Origin of the sequence: Anaeromyxobacter dehalogenans 2CP-1 (assembly GCF_000022145.1) — a bacterium.
Taxonomy (GTDB): Bacteria; Myxococcota; Myxococcia; order Myxococcales; family Anaeromyxobacteraceae; genus Anaeromyxobacter; species Anaeromyxobacter dehalogenans.
Genome location: NC_011891.1, coordinates 2,782,198 through 2,794,730 on the forward strand (window position 1 = coordinate 2,782,198; position 12,533 = coordinate 2,794,730).

Here is a 12,533-nt window from a genome sequence, read left to right on the forward strand (position 1 = left end):
CCCGCGGGCGGCCGCCGTGCGGACGGCGCTGCGCTCCGCGTCGACCTGCCGTGGAACTCGCCTTCCACCGATCGCCCACCGCCACCCACCTGCCGCCGCGGTTCTCCGCGCGGCGGCGCGTCCCGGTCGCTGGCCCGGCGCTCGCACAGCGGGCCGCCGGTCCCGCGCGGCTCGCGGGCGGACTTCACGGAGGGGAGATGCTCGGACGAGGCGGGGCCTGGGTGGCGCTGGCGGCGGCGGTCGCGATCGCGGGCTGCGGCTCGGGCGGGAAGGATCCCGCGCCGGTCACGCCGCCCGGCGGCGGCGCCGGCGGAGGCGGAGGGGGCGGCGATGGGGGCGGCGGAGGAGGCGGCGGCGGCGGCGGGGGCGGCGGGACCACGCCGCCCCGCTTCCAGTTCGGGACGCAGGGGCCCTGGGCGGTGGAGAACGCCACCTACGGCGCGAGCGCCGGCATCCAGGAGTCGCCGGTGGTCGGGTTCAGCACCGACGAGACGCAGAACCGGTGGCTGGCCACCCCGTCGGCGCTCTACCTGCTCCGGCCCGGCGAGACCACGTTCCGCCGCTACGACGAGGGCGACGGGCTGCACCTGGGCGCGAACCGGATGCGGTACTGCCGCGACCGCCCGGTCCGCCCCGAGACGCCCTGCGCCGACGCCGACGTGAGCTGGGGCGTGGCGGCGCCCGAGGGCATCCGCTCGATCGTGGGCGGCGGGCCGGACGAGGTGTTCGTGGGGTACCACGGCATCCACCCGGGCGGCTCGGACTGCGGCGCCAACGGGGACGGCGAGGACTGGTGCGATCCCGACCGCCACAGCGGGAAGATCGACCGCGTCCGCCTGAACGCGGACGGGACGCTGGCGGTCGAGCGCTTCGACCTGGTCGCCGGGAACCACGGCGCGAAGTACTGGCACGACCGGTCCATCTACCGGATGGTCTACGACCACTTCGCCCATCCGCACACGCTGTACGCCGGCACCGAGCACGGCGTGGACCTGCTCTTCCCCGACCAGTTCCGCTGGCCGGATCCGCCCATGGAGTGGCTCGACTCCTTCAACGACGACTACATGGGCGACCACCTGCACGCCAGCGTCTGCAAGGACGCGCCCTGCGACGGCAGCGGCGCGAACCAGCGCCTCGGCGACTGGGCCGGCCTCGCCATCGACGCGAACGGGGACCTGTGGCACGCCGGCAAGTGGGCCGCCGGCCTGATCACCTGGGACGCGGATCCGTTCCACTGGGTCGCCCGCAACGGCGCCGCGTTCAAGGTCGCGTTCGGCGACCCGTACTATCCCGACGGCACCGGCAACATGCCGGTGTTCCCGGTCGCGAACGAGGGACACGACGTCCTCATGACCGGCGTCGCGGTCTGCCCGGACGGCACGGTCTGGTTCTCGAGCGCCGGCCCGGCGGACGGGGTGATGGAGACGGTCGCCTCGTGGGACGGGCACCGCTTCACGCACTACCTGTCGAGCGCGCTCGGCCTGGGCGAGCGGCCGGTGCGCGACATCGCCTGCCTCCCCGACGGGCGGGTGGTGCTGGCGGGGTACACCACTGGTGTCTCGATCTGGGATCCGGCCACCCGGACGTCGAGGTCGATCCGCGCCGGGAGCGGCCTGCCGAGCGACCGGGTGACCGCGATCGAGGTGGACCGGATGCCGTCGCCGCCCACGCTGCACGTCTCCACCGCCGGCGGCGCGGCGGCCATCCGCGTGCTGCCCTAGCCTGGCCGCCCCGGCCCGGCCCGCTACGTGCGCGGGCGGGCCCCGGCGCGCCGGGCGGCGTCGGCGAGCACGTCGTACGGGCGGCAGCCGACCACCCGGAGCGCGTCGCCGAAGTCGAACGTCGGGATGCCGGTGACGCCGGCCCGCGTCGCCTCGGCGCGGGCCGCGTCCACCGCGGCGAGGCGCGCCGGATCCGAGCCCGCCGCCACCGCGGCGACCGGGTCCAGGCCGGCCTCGCGCGCCAGCCAGCGCAGGTCCTCGTCGGTTTCGATGCCCCAGCCGCGCCGCCAGTGCGCGTCGAACGCCACCGCCCGGTACGGCTCGAGCCGGCCCTGCTCGCGCGCGAGCTGCGCCACCGCCAGCGCGCGGCGCGTGTTGGGGATGCGATCCGGCGGGCGCAGGTCGTCGATGCCGAAGCCCGCGGCGAAGGAGCGCAGGTAGCCGGACATGGCCTCCGCGTTCGGGAACCGCTCCGCCACCGCGATCCCGCCGGGCGGCGTGTCGGGGTGGAGCTCGTATCCCACCCACTCCAGCTCCAGCTCGTACTCGTCCAGCAGCCTGACCAGGCTGCTCCGCTCCGCGACGAAGCAGAACGGTCAGACGAAGTCGGTGAAGAGTCTCAGGCGTGCAGGCATGCGGGAGAGTTAACGCGAGCGCGGCCCCGGTTCCACCCCACCGCGCGCGCCGCGGCCGCCCGTGGTAGATCGGCGTCGCCGTGCCCCCCGCCCCCGACCGCTGCCCGCGCTGCGCCTTCCCGACCGCGCTCTGCCTGTGCGCCGAGGTGCCGCGGCTCCGCGCCCCGGTCCGCTTCCTGATCGTGCGCCACGCCAGCGAGCGGGAGCGGATGACCAACACGGCGCGCTGGGCCGCCCTGGCGCTCCCCGGGACCGAGATCCTGGAGCACGGCCTGCCGGGCGAGCCCCTCGCGCTGCCCGACCTCGCCGCCGCCGGCGCGGTGGCGCTGTTCCCCTCCCCCGTCCCGACCCCGCCGCCGCCCGCGCCGCCGCGCCTGGTGGTGGTGCCGGACGGCACCTGGAGCCAGGCCCGCCGCATGATGCAGCGGATCCCCGCGCTCCAGCGGCTCCCGCGGCTCACGCTGGGCGGTCCGCCCGACGGCCTGCGCCTGCGCCGCCCCCCGCGCGCCGACGGCATGTCCACGCTGGAGGCGATGGCCGGCACGCTCTCCGCGCTGGGCGCGCCGGACGCGGCGGAGCGGCTCCTCGGGCTGCACGCCGTGGCGGTGGAGCGGGTCCTCAGGCTGCGCGGCACCTGGGAGGCCGGCTGCGCCGAGGCCGCGCACGGCCACCTCCCCCGCGCATAGGATCTGCCCGATGCCCTTCCGCTTCCACCCCGGCCCGAGGGACGCCGAGACCCGCGCCCGGCGCGGCACGCTCGAGACGCCGCACGGGCGCGTCGAGACCCCCGCCTTCATGCCGGTGGGCACGCGCGCCAGCGTCACCGGGCTCACCCCCGCCGACGTGCGCGAGGCGGGCGCCGAGGTCATCCTCGGCAACACCTACCACCTGCTGCTCCGCCCCGGGCCCGAGGCGTTCCGCGCGCTCGGCGGCATCCACCGCTTCATGCGCTGGGACGGCCCGATCCTCACCGACTCCGGCGGCTTCCAGATCTTCTCGCTCTCGCACGACCGCGTCATCACCGAGGCGGGCGCGCGCTTCCGCAGCTACGTGGACGGACGCCCGCAGCTCCTCACCCCCGAGTCCTCCATCGCGATGCAGACCGCGATCGGCTCGGACGTGATGATGGTGCTCGACGTCTGCCTGCCCTCCACCGCCGAGGCGGCCGAGATCCGCGCCGCCATGGAGCGCACCCACCGCTGGGCGCTGCGCAGCCTGGCCGCGCGCACCAACCCCGAGCAGGCGCTCTTCGCCATCGTCCAGGGCGGCCTCGACCCGGCGCTGCGCGCCGCCTCGGCCGGCTTCCTCACCCAGCACCCGTTCGACGGCTTCGCCATCGGCGGGCTCGCGGTCGGCGACACCCGGGCCGAGCGCGGCGAGGTGGTGGCGCGCGCCGCCGAGCTGCTCCCGCTCGATCGCCCGCGCTACCTCATGGGCGTGGGCACGCCGCCCGACCTCCTCGAGGCCATCGGCCACGGCGTGGACATGTTCGACTGCATCCTGCCCACCACGCTCGCCTGGCAGGGCACCGCCTTCACCTCCACCGGCCGCGTGCGCCTCACCCGCACCGAGCACCGGCTCTCCGAGCTCCCGCTCGACGCCGCCTGCGGCTGCGACACCTGCCGCGGCTGGAGCCGCGCCTACCTGCACCACCTGTTCAAGTGCCGCGAGCCCCTCGGGCCGCGCCTCGTGTCCGTCCACAACCTCCGCCACTACCTCGACCTCATGCGCGGCGCGCGCGCGGCCATCGAGGCCGGCCGCTACGGCGCCTACCAGCGCGAGCGGCTCGAGGCGCTCGACCGCCACGAGCACGACCGCAGCGCACGCCCACCGGGCCGCCGCCGCCTCCCCGAGCCGCCGCCGCCGACGCCCGCGGCCCCGCCGGCGGAGGCGCCGCGCGACGGCGCCCGCTTCCACCTCGTCGTCACGTCCCAGGGCGCGCCCGCGGTGCGCGACTCGGAGTCCGGCGAGGTGATGCACCCGGTGATCGGCCCGGCGGTGGAGGCGGAGCGGCTGTACGTGGCCCAGTCGCGCCTCCGCGAGCGGCTCGCCGAGCCGGGGCCGCCGCTGGTGCTGCTCGACGTGGGGCTGGGCGCCGGCTCGAACGCGCTCGCCGCGATCCGCGCGGCCGGGGCGGTCCCGCCGGGCGGACGCGGCCTGGAGATCGTCAGCTTCGAGCGCGATCTCGGGGCGCTCGGGCTGGCGACGTCGGACGAGGGCGCGGCGCGGCTGGGCCTCGGGCCGGAGGACCTCGACGCGGCGCGGGCGCTCCTGCGCGACGGCGCCTGGGGCTCGGCGCGCGTGCGCTGGCGGATCGTCCTGGGCGACCTGCTGGAGACGCTGCCGCGGCAGGACCTCCGCGCCGAGGTGATCTTCTGGGATCCGTTCAGCCCGCGCGCGAACCCGGGCCTGTGGACGCTGGGGGCGTTCGCCGCCGCATGGGCGCGCTCCGGCCCGCGCTGCGCGCTGTACACGTACAGCACGGCCACCGCGACGCGCTCGGCCCTGCTCCTCGCCGGCTTCCACGTGGGCGTGGGCGACCCGAGCGGCCCGAAGGAGCAGACCACCGCGGCCGCGACGGATCCGGCGCTCCTGGCGCGCCCGCTCGACGCGCGCTGGCTGGCGCGGCTCGAGCGCTCCTCGGCGCCGTTCCCGCCGGACGCGCCTCCCGACGCGCTCGCGCGGGTGCGCGCGCACCCGCAGTTCTCGGCGCGGCGCGAGGAGGAGGTCGCGTGACCGCCTACCGCCCGAGCCGCTGGCTCCCGGGCGCGCATGCCATAACCGTGTTCGCGAGCGTGGCGCGCCCGCTGCCGCGCCCGCCCGCCGTCCGCGAGCGCTGGGAGCTCCCCGACGGCGACTTCCTCGACGTGGACCGCTTCGCCGGCCCCGCCGCCGGGGCGCCGGTGCTGGTGGTCTGCCACGGCCTGGAGGGCTCGTCGCGCGCCCCCTACGTGCGCGGGCTGGTGGCGCTGGCGCTCGCGCACGGCATGGGCGCGCTCGCGATGAACTTCCGCGGCTGCTCCGGCACCCCGAACCGGCTGCCGCGCTTCTACCACTCGGGCGAGACCGGCGACGTCGACGAGGTGGTGCGGCGGCTGGTGGCGGAGCGCCCGGGCCGGCCGCTGGTGCTCTCCGGCTTCTCGCTCGGAGGCAACGTGGTGGCGAAGTACCTGGGCGAGCGCGGCGACGACCTCGCGGCCGAGGTGCGGGGCGGCGCGGTGGTGTCGGTCCCGTTCGACCTCGCCCGCTCGGCGCGCGCCATCGACGGCCCGGGCTTCTGGAACTGGGTCTACCGCGAGCGCTTCCTGCGGCGGCTGCGCGCGAAGGCGCTGGAGAAGGCGGCCCGCTTCCCGGAGCGCCTCGACGCGGCGGCCATCCGCGCGGTGACCACCTTCGCCGGCTTCGACGGCGCGGTGACGGCCCCGCTCCACGGCTTCGCCTCGGCGGAGGAGTACTGGAGCCGCTGCTCGGCCGGGCGCTTCGTGGCGGGCGTGCGGCGGCCGCTGCTGGCGCTCGCCGCGCTCGACGACCCGATGGTCCCGCGCGACACGCTGCCGGTCGAGGCGGCGCGAGCCAACCCGCACGTCGAGCTGGTCGCGACCCCGGCCGGCGGGCACGTGGGCTTCGTCTCGGGGGCGCCGTTCCGGCCCAGCTTCTGGGCGGAGCTGCGGGCGGCCGCGTTCGCGGCGGAGCTGGCCCGCGCCGGGCAGTCCGCGCGCTGACGCTCAGGGATCGAGCGCGACGCCGTCCATCGCCGAGCGCACCCGGCGCAGCCCGGCCGCCCCGGCCGCGCGGGCGTGCTTGATCGCGAGGTGGAGCCCGAAGCTCGCCGCGAGCACCAGCGCCGCGACCAGGACCGCGTTCCACGCCGACAGCGACGGCCCCACCCGCAGCGCGAGCCCGTGCCAGGTGGACCAGCCCCACACGATGGGGATGTGGATGGCGTAGACGCCCAGCGACGCCTTGCCGACCGGCGCGAGGCGCGCGGCCGCCGCCGCGGGGACCGCCGAGAGCGCCGCGAGCAGGAGCAGCACCGCGCCGATGCGGTAGGCGATGAGCCCGGGGTGCGCGGGGGGCAGGTCCTCGAGCCCGGTCCAGAGCGTCACCGCGAACATGGCGGCGCCGGCGAGGGCCAGCGCCACGGTGCGGCGCCGCGCGTCGGCGGGCGCGCTGAGCCCCACCACCGCGCCGGCGAAGAAGTAGATGCACCACGGGAGCAGCGGGAACGGCGACGTGCCGCCCAGCGCCTGCGCCACCGCCATCCCGAGCCCGGGGGCCGGCAGCTCCGCCGGCGCGGGCAGCACCGGCGCGGGCGCGCGCATCGCGAGCGCCACCGCCAGCACGCCGAGCAGCGCGAAGACGCCCACCTTCTCCCGCGACGTCCAGGGCAGCGCCAGCACCAGCGCGGCGACGAGCAGCGACACGCCGATGACGTGGAGCGCGTCGAACGCGAGCAGGTGGCTCCACACCGCCGGATCCCCGGCGCGGAGCGCGTCGATCCCCCACCCCGGCCAGCGCAGCCCGTAGCCGATGGCCAGCAGGAGCAGCACGCGCCCGAGCCGTCCGCGCGGGATGTCGAGCCCGCGGGCCCGGCCCCGGCCGATGGCGACCGTCACCGCCCAGCCGGAGACCAGCATGAACAGCGGCGCGGTGAAGCCGCGCGCCTTCCAGTAGAGGACCATCCCCGGCGCGGCCCGCGCCTCCGCGGAGAGCAGCGCGTCGAGCGTGTGGCCGAACACCATGGCCACCACGCCCACCGCGCGGGCGGCGTCGAGCGTCGGGATGCGGGGGGCCTTCGGAGGGGTCGTGAGGCTGCCGTCGGACAAGGCGCTGCGCGCTATAGCACGGAACGCGCCACCGTGCAGGCGAAGCGGCGCCCGCGAGGGACGGGACGTCCCCCGGGGCGCCGCGGCGGTGCACGGACCGCTACTTCAGGCCGCCCTTCACGTACTTCGCGACCGACTTCACCTCGTCGTCGCTGAGCTTGCCCTTGAAGCCGGTCATCTTGCCCTTGCCGTTCTCGACCACCTTCACGATCTCGGCCTCGGACAGCTTCACGGTGGTGAGGTCCTTCGCGCCGAGCGCCTTGCCGGCGGGCGCGCCCTTCCCGTCCTTGCCGTGGCACACGGCGCACTTCTTGGCGAACACGGCAGCGCCGTCGTCGGCGCGGGCGGCGGCGGCGAAGGCGGCGAAGGCGAGGACGGCGACGAGACGCTTCATGGTGACCTCCAGGTGTGGTGCGGCATGTGAACGCTTCCGGCGTGTGAACGCATCTAGGGAACCGGGTACCCGGCCGCCGGCGCATGGCCGTGCGCGCGCTCGGGCGCCCTGAACGTACCGACGAGGATGGGCACCGCGATCTTCACCAGGATCGTGAAGGTCAGGAACCCCACCCCGAACACGCCCGCCGCGATGGCCCACTCCATCTTGGTCGGCGTGTACTCGTAGATCTGGCCCAGCGTGGACGGCGTGAAGCCGGGGATGATCAGCCCCATCCCCTTCTCGATGTAGACGCCGGCCCAGATGAGTACGCACCCGACGTTCAGGGTGACGAAGTTCTTGCGGGTGCGCGGCGTGAGGAACAGCAGGAACGCGATCACGCTGCACGCGAGCGACAGCCAGGCGTACTTCACCAGCACGGTGTGCTCGCCGATCCCGCCCCACAGGTACTTCGTGTAGAGCAGGTGCTCCGTCGCCGAGTAGTACTCCTTGAACAGCTCGGCGCCGAGGAGGAACAGGTTGATGAACATCGCGTAGGCCATCAGCTCGGCGATCTTCCAGATGGCCTCGTCCTTGATCTCGAACTTGAACGCCTTCCGCAGCAGCTGGAACAGGATGATCATCACCGCCGGGCCGGAGCAGAGCGCCGAGGCGATGAAGCGCGGCGCCAGGATCGACGCGTTCCAGTACGGGCGCGCCGCCATGCCGTTGAACAGGAACGCGGTCACGGTGTGCGTGGAGATCGACACCGGGATCGAGAGCAGCACCAGCGGCAGGAAGATGCGCTTGTCGTAGTGCTCGCCGCGGTAGGTCTTGAACAGCAGGTACAGGACCAGCACGACGTTCAGCAACAGGTACGTGTTCAGCACCAGCGCGTCCCAGGTCAGCAGGGAGGCCGGCCAGTTCGGCGTGCCGAGGAACGGCATCATGTGGTGGACGCGGTCGGGGCGGCCCAGGTCCACCGAGATGAACAGCAGCGCCATCACCAGCGCGCTGATGGCGAGCAGCTCGCCGAGGACCACCACCTCCTTGATGGGCTTCCACTGGTACACGTAGGCGGGGATCACCAGCAGCACCGCCGCCGCGGCCACGCCCACCAGGAACGCGAAGTTCCCGATGTAGAACGCCCAGGACACGTCGTCGCGCATGTTGCTGGCGATGAGGCCGGCGGTGGCCTGCCGCGTGTACGCCGCGACCCCCACCGCGATCACGCAGAGGAGGAACGCCATCCAGGCCTTGTAGGCGCGGCCGCCCGAGAGCACCTGGCGGACGCAGCCCTTCACGAACTCGAGGAATCCGGACATCGTCGGGCCCTCTCCGCTAGGTCGCGTAGAAGTAGAAGAACTGCGGGTGGGTGGCGAGCTCCTCCTTGAAGACGAAGACCCGCTTCGTCTCCATCACCTTGCGGATCTCGCTCTCGGGATCGAGCAGGTTCCCGAACTTCCGGGCGCCCACCGGGCACACCTCGACGCAGGCCGTGTAGCGGCCCTCGCGCACGCGCTGGATGCAGAAGGTGCACTTCTCGACCACGCCCTTCGGGCGCGGGCGGTTCCCGAGGTAGTGCTGGTCCGGGTTCAGCTCCTCGGCCGGCAGGTTCGGCGTGGCCCAGTTGAAGTGGCGCGCGCCGTACGGGCAGGCCGACATGCAGCAGCGGCAGCCGATGCACCAGTCGTAGTCCACGACCACGATGCCGTCCTGCTCCTTCCACGTGGCCTGCGTCGGGCAGACCTTCACGCAGGGCGGGTTCCGGCACTGCTGGCACTGCACCGGGAAGTAGAACTTGCCCGGGCGCGGCACCGCGTCGGCCTCGTAGTAGAGGTCGGCGTGGGCCAGGTCCACGCCGTGCTCCTTGTCCATCTCCAGCACCTGGATCCAGTGGATCTGCGGCTCGGTGCGGGACTGGTTGTTCTCCTTCACGCAGGCGTAGACGCATCGGCGGCAGCCCACGCAGCGGGAGATGTCGAGGCCGTAGCCGTACTCGACGCCGGGCTGCGGCCCCTTCGCGGAGACGGTGGTCTTCTTCCCGAAGCGCTCCTGGTTCCGCTTCTCCACCTTGGCGAGCACCTTCTTCAGCTCGTCCGGCGAGAGCTCCTTGAAGTGCTTGCGGAGGAAGTCCTCCATGTCCAGGCCGCTGCTGCACGACGCGAGCGCCGCGACCGCGGTGCCGGCGGCGGCGGTGCGGAGGAACGCGCGCCGCGCCGGGTCGAGCGGGCCGTCGCCGATGGGGTCGATGCCTTCGCGCGGCGACGGGGGCGGCGCGTCCGCGCCGCCCAGGACCGGCAGGCTCTTGTTCGGGGTCATCGGCGCTGCTCCTCCGGGCGCTTCGGCCGCGGCTCGGGCTTGAGGTAGGTCAGGGTCGGGGCCACGGTCTTCTTCCCGCCGGAGACGATCTCCTGGACGCCCTTGAACCGCGGCGAGTGCGGGTTGTGGCAGTTCACGCACAGGAAGTAGGTCTTCTCGCCGTTCCAGTGCCCCACGCGCTTGCCGTGCACGCCCACGCGCCAGTCGCGGTACTTGTCGCCGTGGCACTGGCCGCACAGCCGGTAGGACTCGGTGAACGGTACCGGCGCGCCGTTCGCGAGCCGGAGCACGTCGCGGTTCTGCAGGTCGTGGCAGTCGAGGCACCAGCGCTGGTCGGCGCCGTGGTCGAAGATCGACTGCTGCTCGTCGTGGAACACCAGCTCGCGGCGGGTCCCGTTCTTGGGCATCCCGGCGTGGCACGCCGAGCACGGGTAGATCCCCTCCGAGAACGGCGGCGCCTCCGCCTGCACGAGCAGCGGCGGCTTCGCCTCCGGCCGGGTGGCCTTCACCGCCGGCGCCTTCGGGGTCGATCCCGGTGCCGCCTCGGCGGCGGGCGCCCCGGCGGGAACGATGGCGAGCGCCACCGCCACCGTCACCGCGAGCGGCCCGATCCTCGGTCGTACGTAGCCCATTCGCACCTCCCTGTGCGGCGTCGGAACCTACCCCCGTCTTGACCGCCGTCAGTTGACGGGGATCAAGCGCGGGCCGGTCCGGATGGGGCGCTCACGCAGCGTGGGGCAAGCCGCTCCGCGCGGTTACGTCACCTGCGGCGGGCGCGCGCGCCGTGACGACGGCGCCGGGTCGACCTGGACCCGGCGACCTTCGGATCCCCGCCAGGGGGTCAGAAGCTCCCGCGGGCGAGCAGGTCGCGCATGGCCACCACGCCCACCAGCCTCCGCTGGCCGTCCACGACCGGCAGGCGCTCGAGGTCGGTCTCCCCGAACCGCACCGCGACCTCCGCGAGCGTCATGGCGGTGGTGATGGGCTCGATCTCGCGGTCCACCACGTCGGCCGCGACGATCATCCCCAGGTCGGCCTGGTCCGAGATGGTGCCCTTCAGCGCGTCGAGCCGGATGACGCCGAGGAGCGCGCCCTCCGCGTCGGTGACGTACAGGTCGTGCCCGGGCGGCAGCGCCAGCAGCTTCTTCACCAGCGCGTCGAACGCGAGCGTGGGCGGGACGCGCTCCGCGTCGCGCTCCACCAGCGCCGCCACCGGCGTGGTGCGCAGCCACTCCGGGCGCGGCAGCTCCGGCAGCGCCACCCCGCTGCGCCGCAGCGGCGCGGTGTAGAGCGAGTCCGGCTCGATGGCGCGGCTGGTGGCGGCGGCGACCGCGGCCGAGAGCATGAGCGGCAGGATCACCCCGTAGTCGCCGGTCAGCTCGAACACGATCAGCACCGAGGAGACCGCCGCGTGCGTGGTGCCCGCCAGCACGCCCGCCATGCCCACCAGCGCGAGCGCGCCGGAGGGCGGCGCCCCTGGGAGCACCCGCGCCAGCAGCTCCCCGGCCGCGCCGCCGATGGCGGCCCCGAAGAACAGCGACGGGGTGAACAGCCCGCCGGGCACCCCGGTCCCGGCGCACACCGCGCTCGCCGCGAGCTTCAGGAGCGGCAGCACCAGCAGCAGGCGCAGCGGCAGCTCGCCGAGCAGCGCCTGGTGGACCGTGTCGAACCCGTTGCCGAGCACGGCCGGAAACCGGATCGCGAGCAGCCCGACCGCGCCCATGCCCAGGACCGGCAGCATCGGCCGCAGCCGCGCCGGGAACCGATCGAAGCGCACCTCGACCCAGCCCATCACCCGCACGTAGATGGCCGACGCGAGCCCGAGCACCGGCGCGAGCGCGAGCCCGAGGAGCAGCTCGGCGGGGTGGAGCAGCGCGTACTCGGGGATGTCGTAGGTGGCGTGCGGGACCGGCAGCGTGCGCGCCACCGCGGTGGCGACCACGCAGGCGACGGCGATGGGCCCGAGCAGCTCGAGGGCGAAGCTCCCCAGCAGCACCTCCAGGCCGAAGAGCGCGCCGCCGATGGGCACGTCGTAGGCGGCCGCGATGCCCGAGGCGGCGCCGCAGGCGACGAGCACGCGGGCCTGGCGCTCGCTCACCCCGAGCCGGCCGGCCAGCCACGATCCGCTCGCCGCGCCCGCCTGGACGAGCGCGCCCTCCCGGCCCAGCGACGCGCCCATGCCGACGCAGGTGATCGAGAGCAGCCCGCGCACGAGCGTCCGGCCCAGCGACAGCTCGCGGCCGCGATGCCAGATGGCCTCGAGGATGCGCGCCGTGCCGTGCCCGCCGAGCGGCTTGCGCCAGAGCAGCGCGGTGACCCCGACCAGCAGCCCGGCCAGCGCCGGGACGAGCACCCGCCGGCCGGGCGACGAGACGTCCACCGAGTCGACGAACCGCGCCGCCTGCGGCCAGGCGAGCTCCTGCACGCCAGAGAGCGCCAGGAGCAGCGCGCCCGAGCCCAGCCCGGAGAGCGCCCCCGTCGCGATGACCAGCACCCAGAACCGCTGCGCGGCGCCCGGCAGGACGCGCAGGAAGTCCCGGAGCGAGCGGAAGAAGACCGGCGGCGCCGCGGTGGGCAGGGCCTTCGCGTCCTGTGACCCCGTCCGCTCCACGCGCCTCCCGCGCCGCCCCGGCGGTCCTCCACCCCGGCGCGGCCG

At 74.8% G+C, this 12,533-nt stretch carries 10 protein-coding genes and 1 pseudogene; 4 read left to right on the forward strand and 7 right to left on the reverse strand.

Annotation, left to right across the window (positions count from 1 at the left end; translation table 11 throughout):
- Positions 1-197 precede the first annotated feature (197 nt).
- Positions 198-1,721 carry a WD40 repeat domain-containing protein gene (locus tag A2CP1_RS12675; protein ID WP_012633649.1) on the forward strand — a complete coding sequence of 508 codons (1,524 nt, stop codon included), beginning with the start codon at positions 198-200 and terminating at the stop codon, positions 1,719-1,721.
- A 23-nt stretch (positions 1,722-1,744) separates the two neighbouring features.
- Here A2CP1_RS12675 and A2CP1_RS12680 read toward each other — a convergent pair.
- Positions 1,745-2,305 (reverse strand): annotated as a pseudogene (locus tag A2CP1_RS12680) (DsbA family oxidoreductase); the annotation flags it as partial.
- A 131-nt stretch (positions 2,306-2,436) separates the two neighbouring features.
- Here A2CP1_RS12680 and A2CP1_RS12685 point away from each other — a divergent pair.
- From A2CP1_RS12685 to A2CP1_RS12695, 3 genes are read left to right on the forward strand one after another with little or no spacing between them, the layout of a single operon-like run.
- Positions 2,437-3,042, forward strand: coding sequence for a DTW domain-containing protein (locus tag A2CP1_RS12685; protein WP_012633650.1), 606 nt, complete (start codon positions 2,437-2,439; stop codon positions 3,040-3,042).
- Positions 3,043-3,052: 10 nt separating this feature from the next.
- The gene (gene tgt, locus A2CP1_RS12690) at positions 3,053-5,092 is read left to right on the forward strand and encodes a tRNA guanosine(34) transglycosylase Tgt (protein ID WP_012633651.1); all 2,040 of its coding nucleotides are present in this window, start codon (positions 3,053-3,055) and stop codon (positions 5,090-5,092) included.
- The gene (locus tag A2CP1_RS12695; protein WP_012633652.1) at positions 5,089-6,078 is read left to right on the forward strand and encodes a YheT family hydrolase; all 990 of its coding nucleotides are present in this window, start codon (positions 5,089-5,091) and stop codon (positions 6,076-6,078) included. The genes tgt and A2CP1_RS12695 overlap by 4 nt, the downstream gene beginning before the upstream one ends.
- 3 nt (positions 6,079-6,081) lie before the next feature.
- Here A2CP1_RS12695 and A2CP1_RS12700 read toward each other — a convergent pair whose 3' ends face one another.
- The 6 genes from A2CP1_RS12700 to A2CP1_RS12725 form a co-directional block, all read right to left on the reverse strand.
- Positions 6,082-7,182, reverse strand: a complete 1,101-nt coding sequence (locus A2CP1_RS12700) for an acyltransferase family protein (RefSeq protein WP_012633653.1) — start codon at positions 7,180-7,182, stop codon at positions 6,082-6,084.
- A 100-nt stretch (positions 7,183-7,282) separates the two neighbouring features.
- Positions 7,283-7,576 carry a c-type cytochrome gene (locus A2CP1_RS12705; RefSeq protein WP_012633654.1) on the reverse strand — a complete coding sequence of 98 codons (294 nt, stop codon included), beginning with the start codon at positions 7,574-7,576 and terminating at the stop codon, positions 7,283-7,285.
- 53 nt (positions 7,577-7,629) lie between these two features.
- A complete protein-coding gene (gene dsrP, locus A2CP1_RS12710) occupies positions 7,630-8,880 on the reverse strand; it encodes a sulfate reduction electron transfer complex DsrMKJOP subunit DsrP (RefSeq protein ID WP_012633655.1) in 1,251 nt (416 codons plus the stop codon).
- A 16-nt stretch (positions 8,881-8,896) separates the two neighbouring features.
- Positions 8,897-9,877 (reverse strand): 4Fe-4S dicluster domain-containing protein, encoded by a 981-nt coding sequence (locus tag A2CP1_RS12715; protein ID WP_012633656.1) that lies wholly within the window; start codon positions 9,875-9,877, stop codon positions 8,897-8,899.
- Positions 9,874-10,509 (reverse strand): cytochrome c3 family protein, encoded by a 636-nt coding sequence (locus A2CP1_RS12720; RefSeq protein WP_012633657.1) that lies wholly within the window; start codon positions 10,507-10,509, stop codon positions 9,874-9,876. The genes A2CP1_RS12715 and A2CP1_RS12720 overlap by 4 nt, the downstream gene beginning before the upstream one ends.
- A gap of 209 nt (positions 10,510-10,718) precedes the next feature.
- Entirely contained in the window at positions 10,719-12,488 is a 1,770-nt protein-coding gene (locus A2CP1_RS12725; RefSeq protein WP_012633658.1) for a chloride channel protein, read from the reverse strand.
- Positions 12,489-12,533 lie beyond the last annotated feature (45 nt).

What these genes read in the sequence shown, in the direction of transcription:
- dsrP (WP_012633655.1), bottom strand. Translation starts at nt 8,880, where the DNA reads ATGTCCGGATTCCTCGAGTTCGTGAAGGGCTGCGTCCGCCAGGTGCTC.
- A2CP1_RS12675 (WP_012633649.1), top strand. Translation starts at nt 198, where the DNA reads ATGCTCGGACGAGGCGGGGCCTGGGTGGCGCTGGCGGCGGCGGTCGCG.
- A2CP1_RS12705 (WP_012633654.1), bottom strand. Translation starts at nt 7,576, where the DNA reads ATGAAGCGTCTCGTCGCCGTCCTCGCCTTCGCCGCCTTCGCCGCCGCC.
- A2CP1_RS12720 (WP_012633657.1), bottom strand. Translation starts at nt 10,509, where the DNA reads ATGGGCTACGTACGACCGAGGATCGGGCCGCTCGCGGTGACGGTGGCG.
- A2CP1_RS12715 (WP_012633656.1), bottom strand. Translation starts at nt 9,877, where the DNA reads ATGACCCCGAACAAGAGCCTGCCGGTCCTGGGCGGCGCGGACGCGCCG.
- tgt (WP_012633651.1), top strand. Translation starts at nt 3,053, where the DNA reads ATGCCCTTCCGCTTCCACCCCGGCCCGAGGGACGCCGAGACCCGCGCC.